Source organism: Micromonospora sp. NPDC049366, from assembly GCF_044466625.1.
GTDB lineage: Bacteria > Actinomycetota > Actinomycetes > Mycobacteriales > Micromonosporaceae > Micromonospora.
On sequence record NZ_JBITMV010000005.1, the window covers coordinates 190,000 to 207,115 of the forward strand.

Consider the following 17,116-nt stretch of genomic DNA (forward strand, 5'->3'; position numbering starts at 1 on the left):
ACGAACCGTCTCGTCTCGGCATTGGGAAGTGGAGAACGCGTTTGCACACCTCACCCAGCACCGTTTCGCGTACCTGGTTCATCACGGGCGCCAGCCGTGGTCTGGGCCGCGCGTTCACGATCGCGGCACTCGAACGGGGTGACCGGGTGGTCGCCGCCGCTCGGAGCATCACGCGGGACGACTTCGATGAGCGATACGGTGACCGGCTGCTCGCCCTGCCGCTCGATGTGACCGACCGGGCGGCGGCATTCGCCGCCGTGGCCACCGCGGTCGAGCACTTCGGGCAGCTCGACATCGTCGTCAACAACGCCGGCACCTTGTCCATGGGCATGATCGAAGAGTTCACCGAAGCTGAGGCGCGTGCCCAGTTCGAGGTCAACCTCTTCGGTGCGCTCTGGGTCAGCCAGGCCGTCCTGCCGCACCTACGCGCCCGGCGTGCCGGCCACATCGTGCAGATCTCCAGCATCGCCGCACTCGGCGGCTTCCCCAGCACCGGGATGTACAGCGCGAGCAAGTTCGCCCTGGAAGGCCTGAGCGAGGCACTGGCGATGGAGGGGACAGCGTTCGGCGTGAAGGTCAGCATCGTGCAGCCCGGCGGCTACTGGACGGACCTGTACACCAGCATGACCTCCACGACTCCGATGGAGGCTTACGGTCCACTGCGCGCGGAGCTGGAACGGCAGTGGGCGGAGGGATCCATCGACAGCGATCCCCGACTCGCCGCCGAGGCGCTGCTGAAACTGGTCGACAGCGACGACCCGCCGTTGCGGCTCCTGCTCGGCGGAATGGTCTACGACCTGGCGTTCGACATCTCGCGCCGGCGAATGGACACCTGGGCGGGCTGGGAACACGTCAGCCGAGCGGCGGAGCGTGCCGTCCCCGCCCCCAGCGGTACGCACTGACGACCTTCCGCGTCACCAAGCGTCGTGGGCCCCACACGCCCGACTTCAAGGTCAATGTGGGGCCCTCCGGCGCGGTGGCGTGGCATCGGCTCACCCCGGACCTGCCATTGTCGCCGCCCTGCACGGCCCGGGACGGCGGCACCCTCCACACCGGAACCTCGCGCCGCGACCGGGCCGGTGCCCTGGAACCGCTGCCGCGGTCGGGCGGTCAGCCGGCGTAGTGGGGCTCGCTGATCCGGCGGCGGAACTCGGCGTGCGCGGTCTGGAAGACCTGGTTGAGCCGTTCGAGTTCGGACTCGGTCGGTTCGCGCCGCAGCCCCACCTCGATCTTGAAGTCGCCGTCCACGATCGCCACGTCGAGGCGGTCGAGCAGGTCCGCGGGCAGCCTCGTCAGGACGAACTCACGGTACGCGTCGGCGATGCTGCCCGGCATGTCACCGCACCCGCAGGTGCGGCCGTCGAGCACCGCACCGAGGTGGCTGCGGCCGACGATCGCGTCCGGGTGCACGGGATCCAGGACGGCGAGGCCCTCCTCCAGGACCGCGCGGGCCTCCGACAGCCGTCCCTCGTGTTGGAGGAACAGGCCCAGGGCGACGCCGGCCCGCCCGACCATGTCGTGGTCGGCCCCGCGGCGCGCCTGCTCCACCGCCTCGGTCAGCCGTTGCTCCGCCGGGCCCACCTGGCCGGCCTCCTTCAGCGCGAGACCCCAGTTGCGCAGCACCTGGCTCCGCAGCTCCGGACGGCCGATGCGCTCCGCCCGCGCGGCCGCCGACGCGTACGTGCGCAGCCCCGCCTCGGTGTCGCCCGCTTCGTCCTGAGCCATCGCCAGGCCGAGCGCCGCCATCAGCGCCTGCTCCGGCCGGCCCTGACGGTCGTACGAGGCGAGCACGCGCTCGATCGCGTCGATCCGCCCGGCCTGGTCACCGAGGTCACGGCCGAGGTTCGCCAGCACGGACAGGGCGTTGAGCGTCGCCTGGTGGTCGACACCGAGCCGCTCCTCCAGGGCCGCGACCAGGGCGGTGAGCAGGGGCTTGGAGGCCGGATCGTCGCGGTCCAGCAGCTGGATGACGACCTGGCCGACCTGCTCGACGACCTCGTCGGGCAGTTGGTGCAGGCCGACGAAGAGCGGCTCGCGGGTGCCCCCGGCGTGCACGATCGCCGCTCGCAACGCCAACGCGGAGGCCACCCGCTCGTGCCCGTTACGCCACAGGTTGGCCACCGCCTCCTCGACGACCTCCCGGGCACCCGCCAGGTCACCACGCTGCCGCAGCAGGTCGGCCAGCGGTTCCAGGCCGAACGCGTACCCGGCGTGCTCGCGGCCGTAGAAGGCGAGCCGCTCCTGGACGCCCTGGCGGAGCTCCGTCTCGGCCTCGTCGAGTCGCCCGGCCATGCGCAGCGCCAGGCCCAGGTTGAGCCGGTAGGTCAACTGCTCCTTGCGGGACTCGTGATCACGCGGCGGCACGGAGGCGGCACGGCGGAAGCACTCCGCCGCGCGGTCGAGTTGATCGGCGTTGAGCAGCACGGTGCCGAGATCGCACTGCGCCGAGGCCCATTCGGGACTGCCCGTGCCGTGCCGGTCCGCGGTGGTCTGCGCCTCGCGCGTCATAAGGTTCTCGGCGTCGCCGATCCGGCCCTCCTGCAACAGCGCGAAGGCCAGCTCGACCGGGGTGGGGGGTGTCGTCACGCGCCGCAGTCTAGGGGTGCCCACCGATCTTCGCGGCCCCTGTGAGCGCCTCGGCGCGCCCGGCACGACAACGGGGGTGCGCGCGTCGGCGGGATTCGTGTTGACTCTGCCGGTGGATCGTCAACGGCTCAGCAGCATCGCGCACTCGCACCACCCGATCGCGGCCCCGATCTTCGGCGTCAACGTCAACCGGCTCCTGCGCCGGGCGGGCGGGCGGCGAAACGCTGAAGCTGGCCGGCCGGCATGTGAACGCCGACGGCATCCTGCTGGTCGGCGAGGGATTCTGGCAGGTACCGCCAACGCCGGCGGCACTCGCCGCCCTCGACGCGAAGCCGGAGGAGTTCACCGACCTCGCCGGCCTGGTCGACGCCGCCGAGGAGGCCGGCTGGACCCCGGTGTACGCCCATGTCAGCGACGCCGCCGAGTGGGACGACTACGAATGGTCGTGGGTCGGCTCGCTCACCGAGTGGGCGCTGGACAACCCCGGCCATCCGGACGCCGCCGAGGCGCTCGCCGTCGCCCGGGAGCACCGGGACCAGTGGCTGCGCGGGTACCGCGACGTCCTGGGCTTCGTGACGCTGGTGCTCCGCCGGAGCTGATCCTGGTGCGGCCTTGATCTTCCCTTGGCCATACCGGTGACCAAGTGGCTTGCGCCACCCGGCGCGATGAAGGCGCGGTGGCGTGGTGAGCGGCCGTTGAGCACGGGTCGCCGAGTCAGGTTTCCCGCCGTGCGTAGCCGCACTCCTCGTGTACCCAGCGATCGAGGTACGCCGTCCTGCCTTCCGGCGAGTCCACGACCGTCAGCCATTCCGCCGCCGCCTGCTTCATGCGCCGGACCGCGGCGGCGTCCTGTTCCGGGGAGCCTCTCCCCGGCGCGTCCATCTCATCCGTCAGTGCTCCCCAGATGAGGTAGAGCGCCACCGGCACGTCGGGGGCGTACGCCGCGTCGGGGGTCTCGGACATGGCGTGCATGGCCCGGCCCTGGAACTCCAGGCCCGTGTCGTACGTGGGCCAGCCGTCCTCGGCGTCGAGCACGCGGCGCGCCTGCTGCACCGTCTCCGCGAGGAACCCGTGCTTCCCCGCCGCGGCGCGGCTCCCGCGGCCCCCGGCGCTCCCCGTCGGCGCCGGGTGGCCCGGCGCCGACGAGGAGGGATCAGGCCGGCTCGTCGGCCGGTGCGCGGCGCTGGTCCGGCACGTCGACGGTACGGCGGGGGCCGGTGAACCACTTCCGGGCGGAGACGTACCACCAGACGGCGACGCCGAACAGCACCCCGCCGACGGCGAGCGGGGCGTAGTTGACGGCGGTCCAGGTGAAGTCCGCGCTGCCGGGCACACCGGCCGGGACGATCGGCAGCACGAAGTAGACGCAGATGATCGCGATCTCGATCACCGCGACCCAGCCGAGAACCTTGTACCTGCGACCCAGCGTCCACGGGCCCGGCACGAACCGGTCCCCCATCCGCAGCCGCAGGAAGATCGGGATGAGGAAGGACAGGTACAGCCCGATCACCGCGACCGAGACCACCGCGTAGAAGGCGACCGGCACGCCGGCCCGCTGGTAGAGCGCGGGCAGGGTGAGCACCAGCCCGGCCAGGGTGGCCGCGATGATCGCGTTGACCGGGGTGCCGTTGCGGTCCACCCGGGACCAGAGCCGCCAGCCCGGCACCGCGCGGTCGCGGCTGAAGGCGTACGCCATCCGCGACATCGAGGTCACGCAGCTCATCCCGCAGAAGAACTGCCCGATGGTGGAGATGATGATGACGGTCTTGAAGAAGAACGGGGTGAGCGCGGACTCGAAGATCGCTCCGGAGAATCCGCCGGCTTCGTTGATCGCGTCCACGTCGGTGGCCGCGAAGAGGAAGGCGAGCAGCAGGATCCAGCCGCCGACCGCGGAGTAGAAGATCGACCGCCAGAGGCCCTGGGCGGCGGCCTTCGAGGCGCCGCGGGTCTCCTCGGAGACGTGCGCGCAGGCGTCGAAGCCGGTGATCGTGTACTGGGTGAGCAGGAAGCCCAGCGGCAGCACGTAGAACCAGAACGTCAGGCCGCCGCTGTCGCCGTCGCCGAAGCCGGAGTTGTTGAACCGCTCGGTGAAGACGAACTGGAAGCTCTGGTGGTTGTCGGGGACGAACAGCAGGATGGCCACCACGGCGGCGGCGCCGGCCACGTGCCACCAGACCGAGACGTTCTGGAGTACGTCGATGATGCGGTGCCCGTAGATGTTGATGAGCCCGTGCAGGGCGAGGATCACCACGAACAGACCGAAGGTCTGGTGCAGGGTGCCGGCCCACCCGTCGAAGAGCGCGGAGAGGGTGAGGTTGAGGAAGGTCGCGCAGCCGTAGTCGACCGAGGCGGTCACCGCCACCAGGCCGATCAGGTTGAGCCAGCCGGTGAACCAGCCGTGCACCGGCCGACCCATGGTGGCGGCCCACCAGTAGATGCCCCCGGCGGTCGGGTAGGCCGAGACCAGTTCGGCCATGCAGAAGCCGATGATCAGGATGAACAGCGAGATCAGCGGCCAGCCCCAGGAGATCGCGACCGGACCGCCGTTGTTCCAGGCCTGGCCGAAGGTGGTGAAGCAGCCGGCCAGGATCGAAATGATCGAGAACGAGATGGCGAAGTTGGAGAAGCCGCTCCACTTGCGGCGCAGTTCCTGCTTGTAGCCGAGTTCGGCGAGCCGTCGGGCGTCGTCGTCCATCGGTTGCTCGGCGGTCGGCGCGGGCGTCGTGGCCACTGCACACCTCCTCGAGGCGGATCCCCGGTGCGAGTGGGCAAAGTGTTCACCCGTCGATCAAGACGGTCAATACGTCGGCGGTGGGAATCTCCTCGCCGCCCGGCCTAATTCCGTTGCCGTGACCGGCCCGTCCGGCGCATCCTTGAGCCCGTGACCAGGCCCGATCGCGACGGGCCGGCCGGGCGCTCGGCAACGCCCGGCCCGCGGCGGCGCGGGGTGTCCACCTCTCTCTCACCCTACGGCGATGCGCCGTATCCGACGGGCACCCCGCGCCGGCGCCTCACGAGGCGAGCAGCAGCCCGGCGCCCCAGAGGGCTGCGATCACCAGACCGGACGCGAACTCCACCAGCATCGACAGGCCGGCCGCCTTCAGCGCCTGCACGGTCGCGGGCCAGGCGAGGCGGTTGTCGCCGAGCCGCAACCGCTCCGCCGCCCAGACACCGCCGACGAAGCCGATCACCAGGCCGACCACCGGGATGACGAAGAAGCCGACCAGGCCCAGCAGGCCCCCGGCGAGCAGCGAGGACGTCGGCACGCCGGTGCGCTTCAGGTTCCGCCCCGGCCACAGGTACTTCACCACCGTCCCGGCGACGGCGACCGCGGTGGCGGCTGCGAGCACCGCCCAGCGGCCGGCGCCGGCGCCGCCGAACAGGGCCCAGACCAGCACGCCGCCCCAGCACAGCGGCAGGGCCGGCAGCCCGGGCACGATCACGCCGGCCAGCCCGGCGAGGATCGCCAGCCCCGCCACCACCGTGACCAGCGCCTCCGTGTCCGTCGCGCCCACCCGACCACCCGCCTCCGCTGCATGTCGCCCCGCACCACGTGCGCGACGGCTCCTTCAAAGCCGAATCGTCTGGCCGCCCGGGGTCGTCCACGACGTCAGCTCCACATGACGCACGCAACCATTCCCGGCCTCGGCGGTCACCATTCGTGTGCTGTCGACCTGCCCCAGAACTGGGGCAGGTCGACAGCGCCGGACCACCCCCGAGGGTCTGCGACGACCGGGCGCGCCCGGTGGCGAGCTCACTCGGAGCCGCGCGCCGTGCCGGCGAGCCGGTCGGCGATCGCGTCGGCCGGCATCGGCGCCCCGAAGTAGCGCCCCTGGCCGGTGTCGCAGCGCAGCGCACGCAACCGCTCGGCCTGCTCACCGGTCTCCACCGCCTCGGCCGTCACCCAGAGCTCCAGCGCGTGCGCCAGCCGGACCAGCGCGTCGACGATCCGCTCGTCGCGGTGGTCGGCCGCCGCGTCCGGGCCGTCACCCCGGATGCCCTCCACGAACGGGCCGGCCAGCTTCAGGCAGTGGATCGGCAGCCGGCGCAGGTACGCGAGGTTCGAGTAGCCGGTGCCGAAGTCGTCGATCGCGAGCCGTACGCCGAGCCCCGAGAGCCGGCGCAGCGACCGCAGCGGCTCCCCGGCCGTGCCCATGACCGCGCTCTCGGTCAGCTCCAGCTGCAACAGCTCCGCCGGCAGCCCGCTCACGGCCAACGCGTCCGAGACGGTGTCCACGATCGCCGGGTCGTCCGCCTGCCGGGCGGCCAGGTTCACGCTCACCACCACCCGGGCCTCCGGGAAGCGCTGCCGCCACCCCTCGGCGTCCCGGCAGGACTGCCGCAGCACCCACTCGCCGAGCCGGACGATCAGCCCGGTCTCCTCGGCGAGCCCGATGAACCGGTCCGGGCCGAGCAGCCCCAGCGTCGGGTGCTGCCAGCGCACCAGCGCCTCGACGGCGAGCATGCGCCCGTCCAGCAGGGACACGATCGGCTGGTAGCGCAGCACGAACTCGTCCCGGTCGAGCGCGGCCGGCAGACCGGCGGCCAGCGCCGAGCGGGCGAGGTCCCGGGCGCTGCGTTCCGGGTCATGGACGGCCCACCGGCCGCGCCCCTGCGCCTTCGCCCAGTAGAGCGTGGTGTCCGCCGCCTTCATCAGCTCGGACGCGGTGTTCTCCCTGGCCGGCCCCTCGACGATGCCCACGCTCGCCGAGACGGCGAGCTGCTGGTCCCCGACGCGCGCCGGCGCGGAGACCGCGGCCAGCGCGGCCTTCGCCACGGCTACTGCCCCGTCGAGCCCGTCGCCGCCGTCGAGCAGGATGACGAACTCGTCGCCGCCCATGCGGGCGACCAGGTGACCGTGGTCGGCGACGCACCCGGCGAGGCGTCGGGCGATCATCACCAGCAGCCGGTCACCGAGGTCGTGCCCGAGGCCGTCGTTGATCGCCTTGAACCCGTCCAGATCCAGGAAGCAGACGGCGACCCGACGGTCGGGCCCGGCCCCGTCGAGGATCCGACCCAACGTCTCGAAGAAGAGCGTCCGGTTGGGCAGGCCGGTCAGCGGGTCGTGCGACGCCTGGAAGCGCAGCCGCTGCTGGAGGGCGTACCGCTCGGTGATGTCCTCGATCATGGAGACCGTGAACCGGGGCCGACCGTCGTCGTACCGGATCAGCGACACGGCCAGGTCCGTCCAGAGGGAGGTACCGTCCTTGCGCTGATAGCGCCGCTCCACCCGGGCCGAGTCCTGCTTGCCCTCGACCAGCTCCTGGTAGAGCTCTCCCATGCCGGCGGCGTCGTCCGCGTGGAACAGCGAGGCCACGTCGACCCGACGCAGCTCCTTGGCGGAGTAGCCCAGCATCTCGGCGAACGACTGGTTGACGTCGATGATCCGCCCGTCGGCCCCGGCGATGCCGATGCCGATCGCCGCGCCCGTGAAGACCGCCCGGAACCGCGCCTCGCTGTCCCGCAGCGCCTGCTCCGCCTCGTCCCGCGCCTGCCAGGCCGAGCGCGCGATGCGCTCCTGCTGGCTGAAGGTACGGTCGCGCAGGGCACGCGCGAACCCGGCGGCGAGGCCGCCCTGCAGGGCCGAGATCCGCCGCGCCGCGTCCGGCGGACAGGTCCCGGCGGGCAGCACCCGGCCGAGGAAGTCCTCGCCGAGGGCGCGGACCGACCACTCCAGCATCCGGGGCTCGGCCAGGTGCGCCCCGACCAGCGCCCCGCCGACGTCCTCGCCGGGCTGGGCGTCGAACGGCTCGGCGCGTACCGCACGGGCCAACCGCGCGGTGTGCGCCAGCAATAGCCGCTCGGTCTCGGCCGCGCTGAGCGGCACGAAACCGAGGCGGCGGAGCGCGGCGGCCCACTCGGCGGCATACGCCTGGGCGCCGGCGCGGCCGATGTCCTCCCCGGCGGGTTCCGGGACGGCCACGTCGATCAGCCGGCGGTTGGTTCGTCGTAGCGGGCGACGCCACCGAACGCGCCGAACCGCTCGGGGTGCTCGTCCACGTCGGACGGTGAGTCGGGCCGCCAGAGCGGCATGTGCACCACACCCGGCTCCAGGATCGTCCAGTCGCCGAAGAAGCCGGTGATCTCGGCCCGGGACCGCAGGCTGATCTCGGTGGCCGTACGCGCCGACAACCGCTGCGCGTCGAGCATCTCCTGCGGCTGGTCCTCGAACGTGGAGTGGGAGATCACCAGGCAGCTGCCCGGCGCGGCGGCGGCGCGGAGGGTGGCGAGCAGGTCGGCGGGGCGGTCCGCGTCGGGGACGAAGTGGACCACCCCGGCGAGCAGGATGCCGACCGGGCGGCCGAAGTCGAGCAGCCCGCCTGCCTCGGTGAGGATCCGCTCCGGCTCGCGCAGGTCGGCGTGGATCACCAGGGTGAGGTCGTTGCCGGCGAGCAACTCCCGGCTGTGCGCGACGGCGACCGGGTCGATGTCCACGTAGACCACCCGGGCCTTCGGGTTCGCGCCCTGCGCCACCTCGTGCACGTTGCCGACGGTGGGAATTCCGGAGCCGATGTCGAGGAACTGGTCGATGCCGGCGTCGAGCAATGCCCGTACGGCCCTGCGCAGGAACTCCCGGCCGGCGCGCATCGTGGCCGGAAGGTGCGGCGTCATGCCGGCGATCTGCTCGGCGAGCTGCCGGTCGATCTCGAAGTTGTGGGCACCGCCCAGGAAGTAGTCGTACACCCGGGCGGCGCTCGGGCGGGTCAGGTCGATCTCGGTCGGAAGGGCGTCGGGCATCTGCATGCTCCCCAGGTCGTCGCCGAGAGGCGGGACGGCGCCGGCGCCGGGGTGCGTGCGGGGACGCGGCGGCCCACCGACCGACCCGCCGATCGTGTGGTGTGGACCACTCTAGGCCGCGGACTCCAGCAGAAGGGAGATCCCCTGGCCCACTCCGATGCACATCGTGGCGAGGGCCCGCCGGCCACCTCGCCGGCGCAGCTCCAGCGCGGCGGTCAGCGCCAGCCGGGCGCCGCTCGCGCCGAGCGGGTGGCCGAGGGCGATGGCACCGCCGTTCGGGTTGACGTGCTCGGCGTCCTCCGGCAGGCCCAGCTCGCGCAGCACGGCGACCGACTGCGCGGCGAACGCCTCGTTCAGCTCGATCACGTCGACCGCGTCGAGGCCGACGCCGAGGCGGTCCAGCAGTTTGCGGGTGGCCGGCACCGGGCCGATCCCCATGACGCGCGGCGGCACCCCGGCGGTCGCGGCGCCGACGACGCGGGCCAGCGGCGTGAGGCCGTAACGGGCGACCGCCGCCTCGGACGCGACCAGCAGCGCGACCGCGCCGTCGTTGACCCCCGACGAGTTGCCCGCGGTGACCGTGCCGCCCGCGCGGAACGGGGTGGGCAGGGCGGCCAGCTTCTCCAGCGACGTCTCCCGGGGGTGCTCGTCGACCTCGACCAGCTTCGTCTCGCGGCGGCCGGCCGGCACGCTGACCGGCACGATCTCCTCGGCCAGCCGGCCGTCGGCCTGTGCCTTGGCCGCCCGCTGCTGGGAGCGGAGGGCGAACTCGTCCTGCGCGGCGCGGTCGATCCCGTACTCGGCGGCCACGTTCTCCGCCGTCTCCGGCATCGAGTCGATGCCCCAGCCCGACTCCATGAGCGGGTTCACCAGCCGCCAGCCGAGCGTCGTGTCGTACACCTCGGCGGCCCGCGAGTAGGCGGAGGTCGCCTTCGGCATGACGAACGGCGCGCGGCTCATGCTCTCCACGCCGCCGGCCACCACCAGGTCGGCCTCCCCGGCCACCACGGCGCGGGCGGCGGTGGCGAGCGCGTCCAGGCCGGAGCCGCAGAGCCGGTTGACCGTGCTGCCCGGCACCTGCTCGGGCAGGCCACCGAGCAGCGCCGCCATCCGGGCCACGTTGCGGTTGTCCTCACCGGCCTGGTTGGCGCAGCCGAGGATCACGTCGTCCACCCGCGCCCAGTCCACGGACGGGTGACGGGCGACCAGCTCGCGGATCACGTGTCCGGCCAGGTCGTCGGGGCGGACGCCGGCGAGCGCACCGGCGTAACGGCCGATCGGGGTGCGGACACCGGCCACCAGGTATGCCACGGTCATCGCGAGTCCTTCGGGGGTGGGAAGGGCGGGACGGAAGCGCCCTCCGGGTCGCGAGGGACGCCCGGCCGCCAGGATATCCACGCCCGGAGCGGATAGGTTGACGGCATGGCCCGGGCCCAGTTCGACGCAGAGACGAGTACGGGCGGCGCGTTCGTCCGCCAGCCCAACCGGTTCACCGACCGGGTCACCCCGCACTCCGCCTCACCCCCGGGCGGTGGGCCGGACGACGAGGGCCGCTGGCCGCTGGAGGCGGGCCGCTACCGGTTGATCTGGTGCCGGGCGTGCCCCTGGTCGCACCGGGCCCGGATCGTGTGGAGCCTGCTCGGCCTGGACGACGTCATCTCGCTGGGCACGGTCGACCCGATCCGCGACGAGCGGGGCTGGCGGTTCAGCCTCGACCCGGACGGGTTCGACCCGGTGCTGGGCGTCGGCTTCCTGTCCGAGGCGTACCTGGCCACCGACCCGGACTACACCGGCCGGGTGACCGTGCCGGCGCTGGTCGACACGGTCACCGGCCGGGTCGTGACCAACGACTACCCGCAGCTCACGCTGGACTTCTCGACCGAGTGGCGGCGGTTCCACGCCCCCGACACCCCCGATCTCTACCCGGTGGAGCTGCGCCCGGAGATGGACGCGCTGATGGCGGAGATCCACCGGGACGTCAACAACGGTGTCTACCGGGCCGGCTTCGCGACCTCCCAGGAGGCGTACGACGAGGCGTACACGGCGCTGTTCGCGCGGCTGGACGCGCTCTCCGAGCGACTCGCCGGCCGGCGCTACCTGATGGGCGAGGAGATCACCGAGGCGGACGTGCGACTGTTCACCACGCTCGTCCGCTTCGACGTGGCATACCACGGGCACTTCAAGTGCAACCGGCAGAAGCTGACCGAGATGCCGGTGCTCTGGGCGTACGCCCGGGACCTGTTCCAGACCCCCGGCTTCGGCGAGACGGTGGACTTCGACCACATCAAGCGGCACTACTACGCCACGCACAAGGAGATCAACCCCACCGGCGTGGTGCCCTTGGGGCCCGACACCTCCGGCTGGACCACGCCGCACGGGCGTGGCTGAGCCGGCCCGGCCCGCGCCGATCGGCGTCCTCCGCAGCGCCGCCGCGTCGGCCGCCGCCGGCTGCACGCTCGCCGGGGCCGGCGCGGTGACGGTCGCCCTGGTCGCCGGTCCCGGTCCGGGCCTCACCGGGTACGTCAGCGAGGCCGGGATAGCCGGCAGCGGCCACGCGCCCGCGTACCGGATCGGGGTCTACGCCCTGGCCGCCGGCCTGCTGCTGCTCGCCGCGGCCCTGCCGCCGCCGCTGCGGGTCGCGGCGACGCTGCTCGCCGCCGGCGGCCTCGGCACCGCCCTCTCCGGTGCGGTGACGTGCAGCGCCGGCTGCCCGCTGCCGCCGTTCGAGCGGGCGACGGTGGCCGACCTGGTGCACGGCGGGGCGAGTATCGCCGCGACCGCCGCGGTGATCTTCGCGATGGTGGCGATCACGCTCACCCACCGGGCGAGCCGGCCGTTGCGCCGGCTCTCCGGGATCGCCGCCGCGGTGGCGCTGCCGCTCTGCGCCGCGGTGGGGCTGGCGATGCTGCTGGTGGGCCGGGGCACGCTGGTCGGCGTGCTGGAGCGGGTGGTGCTGGCGATCGCCGTGCTCTGGGGGCTCGCCGCGGCCACCACGGTCGGCTTCCCCCGCCGATGACATCGACGAGCCGCCCGGAGGGCCCCTCGGTGAGGGCCCTCCGGCCTGTACCGGAACATTGACGCCATGAGCGAACTGTTCACCCCGTTGGCCCTGCGCGCCGTGACCCTGCCCAACCGGATCGCCCTCGCGCCGATGTGCCAGTACACGGCCGGCCCGGACGGGCTGCCGACCGACTGGCACCTCGTGCACCTGGGCGCCCGCGCGGCGGGCGGCGCCGGCCTGGTGGTCACCGAGGCCACGGCGGTGGTGCCCGAGGGGCGGATCAGCCCGCAGGACACCGGGCTCTGGTCGGGCGCGCACGTCGACGCCTGGCGACCGGTGACCGCCTTCCTCGCCGCGCACGGGGCGGTCCCGGCGGTGCAGCTCGCGCACGCCGGCTTCAAGGCCTCGACGTACCGGCCGTGGGCCGACGGCCGCGGCGGCGTGCCCGACGAGGAGGGCGGCTGGACCCCGGTCGGCCCGGGCAGTGAGCCCTTCACGGCCGGCTACCGGACGCCGACGGCCCTCGACGCGGCCGGTGTCGCCGGTGTGGTCGACGCGTTCGCCGCCGCCGCCGTCCGGGCGCTGGACGCCGGATTCGCCGCCGTCGAGATCCACGCGGCGCACGGCTACCTGCTGCACGAGTTCCTCTCCCCGTTGAGCAACCACCGCACCGACGGCTACGGCGGTGACCGGGCCGGGCGGATGCGGCTCACCCTGGAGGTGGCGCGGGCGGTCCGCGCCGCCGTCGGTGAGGAGGTGCCGGTGCTCGCCCGGATCTCGGCGACCGACTGGGTGGAGGGCGGCTGGACGCCGGACGACAGCGTGGTCCTCGCTGGTGAGCTGGCCGCCGCCGGGGTCGACCTGGTCGACACGTCCTCCGGCGGCGTCAGCACCGCCCAGGTGATCCCCCTCGGACCGGGCTACCAGGTGCCGATGGCCGCCCGGATCCGCCGGGAGGCCGGCGTGCCGACCGGTGCGGTCGGGTTGATCGTCGAGCCGGAGCACGCGGAGCGGATCATCGCCGACGGCGAGGCCGACCTGGTGCTGCTCGGTCGGGAGCTGCTGCGCGACCCGTACTGGCCGCACCGGGCGGCGGCGAAGCTCGGCGCCATCCCCACCTGGCCCAGCCAGTACCTCCGCGCCGCCTGACCCCGGGCGGGGGTGGGGTGGGTCAGCCGGCCAGGTGGGACCACTGGGGTTCCAGGTCACGCCACGGTCCCTGGGCGGCCACCGTGCCGCCGACCAGCACCACCACGTGGTCGGCGCGGACCAGCGCGGCCCGCTTGGACGTCGAGCCGACCACCGTCACCCCGTGCTCGCGCAGCGCGGCCCATAGCGCCAGCTCGGTGGTGACGTCCAGCGCGGACGAGACGTCGTCGGCGACCAGCAGCTCGGTGCGGGGCGCCAGGGCGCGGGCGAGCGCCAGCCGCTGCAACTGCCCACCGGACAGCCGGGTGCCCTTGTGGCCGATCAGCAGGCCCAGCCCACCCCCGGCCGCGGCCAGGTCATGGTCGAGCTGCGCCGTGGACACCGCGGCGCCCGCGTCGACCTCGTGGCCGAGCGCGATGTTCTCCGCCACGGTGCCCGAGAGCACCCGGGGCAGCTGCCCCACGTAGCCGACCTGCCCGGGGCGCAGGAACAGCTCCGGGGAGGTCACCGGCTCCCCGTTCCAGCTCAGCCGACCGGTGTGATGCACGATGCCGGCCAGGGCGCGCAGCAGCGACGACTTCCCGGCACCGACCGGCCCGACGACCAGCACCAACTGTCCCCGTTCGACGGTCAGGTCCACGTCCCGGACCGCGAGGATCCCGTCCGAGTGCAGCGCGCCGAAGCCCGCCAGCTCCAGCCGACGCAGCGGGTGACGCGGCGGCGGCTCCGGTGCCGGCGCGGTGCCGGCGGCCAGGTCCACCCCCGGCACCGAGGCCGAGTACGCCCCGACCCCGCTCATCGCCACCGTCCGCCGCGTCCAGACCCGGGCGGACGGGTAGTGGGAGACCAGCGAGGCGGTGGTCCACGCGAACCAGCGGGCCGCGCCCAGCGTGGAGACCGCCACCAGGGTGGCGCCGGCGGAGAGCCCACCGCCGAGGTAGAGGGCCCACGCGCCGATCGGCAGCAGTCCGCTGACCACCGACGGGGTGGACCGCGCCCACACCTGCATGGCGATCTCCCGGCGCTGCCGGTCGCTGCGCACCGTGTCCAGCGCCGCGAGATGGCGCAGCACCGGCCGGGTGGCGCCGGCGAGCTTCACCGTACGGGCGGCGGAAAGCGAGGAGACCAGCGCGGTGGCGAACGCGGCACGCGCCTTGACGGTGCCGCGTGCGGTGCGTTCCAGTCGCGGCCCGAACAGCGTCGCCGCCAGCCCGGAGACCACCATGGTCCCGAGGAAGAAGAGACCCGGCACGACACTGCCGGTCACCAGCGTCATGGTGACCACGATCGCCACCGAGATGAACTGGTCGACGAGGTTGTCGGCGAGCTGCACCACCCGCTCGGTGTCGCCGCCCTGCGCGACCACCTCGGCCGGGGTGTGCCCGCTGATCCGGCGGGGACCGGTCTGCCCGTGCACCAGGCGCAGGCTGATCCGCAGCATCTGCCGGATCCACCACTGCGGGAACCACAGGTTGGTGAGGTACGGCAGGGGCAGGACGACGAGCAGGGCCACGACGATGCCGAGCGCGGGCAGCCACGGGTCGCCCCCGTCGACCACGTCGGCCCACAGCCACGGCAGCACCGACCCGTCCAGGCCGAGCAGCGTCATCACGATGAACATCGCGACCGAGACCAGGCCGAACCGCGGTTCGTTGACGGCCAGCCGCAGGATCTCCCGCATGGTCCGTGCGGGCGGGGCCGGCGGCAGCGGCGGCGGGTCCGTCCTCGGCGCCGTGACCGGGCGCTCGGCCTCCGGTCGGGTCCGCTCCCCCACCGGCTCGGCGAGGTCCCACTCGGCACCGGGGGCGGGCAGCAGGTCCACGCCGCCGCGGGTCGCCCCCGCCCCGGCGTACGCGCCGGCGTGGCTGGTCGCCAGCAGCTCGGCGAAGCGCGTCGACTCGCGCAGCGGCCCGGCCTCCAGCACCTCGCCGTCGGCCAGCACCACGACCTCGTCGCAGCGGCGCACCGAGGAGAGCCGGTGCGCGATGACGATGCCGATGCGGTCGGCGAGCAGACGCTCGGTGGCCTGCCGCACCCGGGTCTCGGTGACCGGGTCGAGTCGGGCGGTGGCCTCGTCGAGGATCACCACGCGGGGGTCCCGGACGAGGATCCGGGCGAACGCCACCAGCTGCTCCTGCCCGGCGGAGAGCACGTGGCCGCCCTCGCCGAGCCGGGTGTCCACGCCGTCGGGCAGCTCCGCGATCCAGCCGGCCAGGCCCAGCTCCGCCAACGCCCGCGCGGCGCCGTCGAGCAGGTCGGGGTCGAAGAGCGCGACGTTCTCGGCGAGGGTGCCGGCCAGGATCTCGGTGCGTTGCGGCACCACGGCGACCCACCGGCGCAGCTCCTCGACGTCCAGGTCGAGCAGGTCGGTATCGCCGAGGAAGACGGTGCCCCGGGGGACCTCCACGGCGCGGGTGAGCACCTTCGCCAGGGTGGACTTGCCGGACCCGGTGCGGCCGACCAGCGCGTACGACCGGCCACGTGCGAAGGTCAGCCGGATGTCGCGCAGGGCGGGACCCCGGTCGTCGTCGGCATGGTAGCGGAAGGTGAGGCCCCGCACGGTGAGGTCGCCCTCGACCGGGGCGAGCCCGCCGGCCGGCTCCTGCCGGGAGTCCTGCAGCAGCTGGACGCGGGCCCAGGCGCCGAGGGCGTACTGCAGGTGCGGCACCCACCGGGCCATGTGCTCGACGGTGGCGCCGAACGCGATGGCGAGCAGCCAGATCGCGGTGAGCCGAGCGCCGTCGATCCGGCCGCTGGCCAGGGCCCACGCGCCGCCGAGCACGACGCCGGCGATCCCGGCCCGGATGGCGCCGGCGGCGATGGCGGTGACCTTCGCCGACATCCGGAAGACCCGCCCGGCACGGGCGATCACCTCGGCGGCCCGGCGGGCGTAGAGGCGCAGCACGTACGGGCGGGCGAGGCTGGTGCGCACGTCGTCCTGGCCGTGCACCGCCTCCTCCATCACCGCGGCCAGGTCGGACCAGGCCTCCTCCTCGGCCATCCGGGCCGGGGCGATCCGCGCGGTCGGGCGGCGCAGGGCGACGGCGAGCAGTGCGGTCAGCAGGACCATCCCGACACCGGCCGGCCACCACACGACCAGCGCGCTGGCCGCCGCGAGCAGGCAGACGGCCAGGCCCTGAACCAGCCGGACGCCGGTGTTCCGCAGCTCGGCGGCGACCTGGTAGACGTCGTTGTCGATGCGGTCGAGCAGCTCGCCGACGGGGGTGGTCTCCAGGGTGGGAAGGTCCTGTCCGAGCGCCACCCGGCAGAGCCGGCGGCGTACGTCGGCGGACCAGTCCGCGGTGAGACCGGCCATCAGCAGCCCGACGGCGAGGTCGGTGACCACCGCGGCGACGAGCGCGACGGCCAGGATCGTGAACCAGCCCATGGAGCGGTGCACCAGCACCGGCCCGGCGAGCGCGGCGGCGGCGGCCTGACCGGCGGCGCCCAGCACGACGAAGACCAGGACGGCCGTCATCCGGCGCGGCGCGGTGGTCCAGAGGTCACGGAGCAGGCGCATGGACAGTCCTCCGGACTTCCGGTCGGTTGGGGGCGGTGCCCCCAGCCTCGCGCGCCGACCACCGCATTTTCAACGCAATTACGCGCCGGCAGAGCGCCGGTCAGGTCGGGCGACCCGCCGAG

At 73.6% G+C, this 17,116-nt stretch carries 13 protein-coding genes; 5 read left to right on the plus strand and 8 right to left on the minus strand.

The annotated features are described in order from the left end of the window. Positions 1 to 41: 41 nt before the first annotated feature. On the plus strand, positions 42 to 902 hold the full coding sequence (locus ACIBTV_RS10095; RefSeq protein WP_396703663.1) for an SDR family oxidoreductase: 861 nt from the start codon (positions 42 to 44) through the stop codon (positions 900 to 902). 208 nt (positions 903 to 1,110) lie between these two features. Here ACIBTV_RS10095 and ACIBTV_RS10100 read toward each other — a convergent pair whose 3' ends face one another. Then, a complete protein-coding gene (locus tag ACIBTV_RS10100; RefSeq protein WP_396703664.1) occupies positions 1,111 to 2,586 on the minus strand; it encodes a tetratricopeptide repeat protein in 1,476 nt (491 codons plus the stop codon). Between the two features lie 245 nt (positions 2,587 to 2,831). Between ACIBTV_RS10100 and ACIBTV_RS10105 the strand changes: the two genes are divergently transcribed. Beyond that, positions 2,832 to 3,185: a hypothetical protein gene (locus tag ACIBTV_RS10105; protein WP_396703665.1), complete on the plus strand. Its 354-nt coding sequence runs from the start codon at positions 2,832 to 2,834 to the stop codon at positions 3,183 to 3,185. Between the two features lie 115 nt (positions 3,186 to 3,300). Here ACIBTV_RS10105 and ACIBTV_RS10110 read toward each other — a convergent pair whose 3' ends face one another. The 6 genes from ACIBTV_RS10110 to pcaF all read right to left on the minus strand — a co-directional run bounded on the left by ACIBTV_RS10110 (position 3,301) and on the right by pcaF (position 10,641). Continuing rightward, the gene (locus ACIBTV_RS10110) at positions 3,301 to 3,639 is read right to left on the minus strand and encodes a hypothetical protein (protein WP_396703666.1); all 339 of its coding nucleotides are present in this window, start codon (positions 3,637 to 3,639) and stop codon (positions 3,301 to 3,303) included. A 100-nt stretch (positions 3,640 to 3,739) separates the two neighbouring features. Beyond that, positions 3,740 to 5,317 (minus strand): amino acid permease, encoded by a 1,578-nt coding sequence (locus ACIBTV_RS10115; protein ID WP_396703667.1) that lies wholly within the window; start codon positions 5,315 to 5,317, stop codon positions 3,740 to 3,742. 280 nt (positions 5,318 to 5,597) lie between these two features. Further along, positions 5,598 to 6,101 (minus strand): DUF456 domain-containing protein, encoded by a 504-nt coding sequence (locus ACIBTV_RS10120; RefSeq protein WP_396703668.1) that lies wholly within the window; start codon positions 6,099 to 6,101, stop codon positions 5,598 to 5,600. A gap of 239 nt (positions 6,102 to 6,340) precedes the next feature. Continuing rightward, the gene (locus ACIBTV_RS10125; RefSeq protein WP_396703669.1) at positions 6,341 to 8,509 is read right to left on the minus strand and encodes a putative bifunctional diguanylate cyclase/phosphodiesterase; all 2,169 of its coding nucleotides are present in this window, start codon (positions 8,507 to 8,509) and stop codon (positions 6,341 to 6,343) included. A gap of 5 nt (positions 8,510 to 8,514) precedes the next feature. Further along, complete coding sequence (locus tag ACIBTV_RS10130; protein WP_396703670.1) at positions 8,515 to 9,330, minus strand: SAM-dependent methyltransferase; 816 nt, start codon at positions 9,328 to 9,330, stop codon at positions 8,515 to 8,517. Between the two features lie 105 nt (positions 9,331 to 9,435). Further along, the gene (gene pcaF / locus ACIBTV_RS10135) at positions 9,436 to 10,641 is read right to left on the minus strand and encodes a 3-oxoadipyl-CoA thiolase (RefSeq protein ID WP_396703671.1); all 1,206 of its coding nucleotides are present in this window, start codon (positions 10,639 to 10,641) and stop codon (positions 9,436 to 9,438) included. Between the two features lie 105 nt (positions 10,642 to 10,746). On the opposite strand from pcaF, the gene ACIBTV_RS10140 reads away from it, so the two are divergent. The 3 genes from ACIBTV_RS10140 to ACIBTV_RS10150 all read left to right on the plus strand — a co-directional run bounded on the left by ACIBTV_RS10140 (position 10,747) and on the right by ACIBTV_RS10150 (position 13,474). After that, on the plus strand, positions 10,747 to 11,712 hold the full coding sequence (locus ACIBTV_RS10140; RefSeq protein ID WP_396703672.1) for a glutathione S-transferase family protein: 966 nt from the start codon (positions 10,747 to 10,749) through the stop codon (positions 11,710 to 11,712). Next, the gene (locus ACIBTV_RS10145) at positions 11,705 to 12,340 is read left to right on the plus strand and encodes a DUF998 domain-containing protein (protein ID WP_396703673.1); all 636 of its coding nucleotides are present in this window, start codon (positions 11,705 to 11,707) and stop codon (positions 12,338 to 12,340) included. The genes ACIBTV_RS10140 and ACIBTV_RS10145 overlap by 8 nt, the downstream gene beginning before the upstream one ends. Positions 12,341 to 12,406: 66 nt before the next feature. Next, on the plus strand, positions 12,407 to 13,474 hold the full coding sequence (locus tag ACIBTV_RS10150; RefSeq protein ID WP_396703674.1) for an NADH:flavin oxidoreductase/NADH oxidase: 1,068 nt from the start codon (positions 12,407 to 12,409) through the stop codon (positions 13,472 to 13,474). Positions 13,475 to 13,496: 22 nt separating this feature from the next. On the opposite strand, the gene ACIBTV_RS10155 is transcribed toward ACIBTV_RS10150, so the two are convergent. Further along, on the minus strand, positions 13,497 to 16,994 hold the full coding sequence (locus ACIBTV_RS10155; RefSeq protein ID WP_396703675.1) for an ATP-binding cassette domain-containing protein: 3,498 nt from the start codon (positions 16,992 to 16,994) through the stop codon (positions 13,497 to 13,499). Between the last annotated feature and the right edge of the window lie 122 nt (positions 16,995 to 17,116).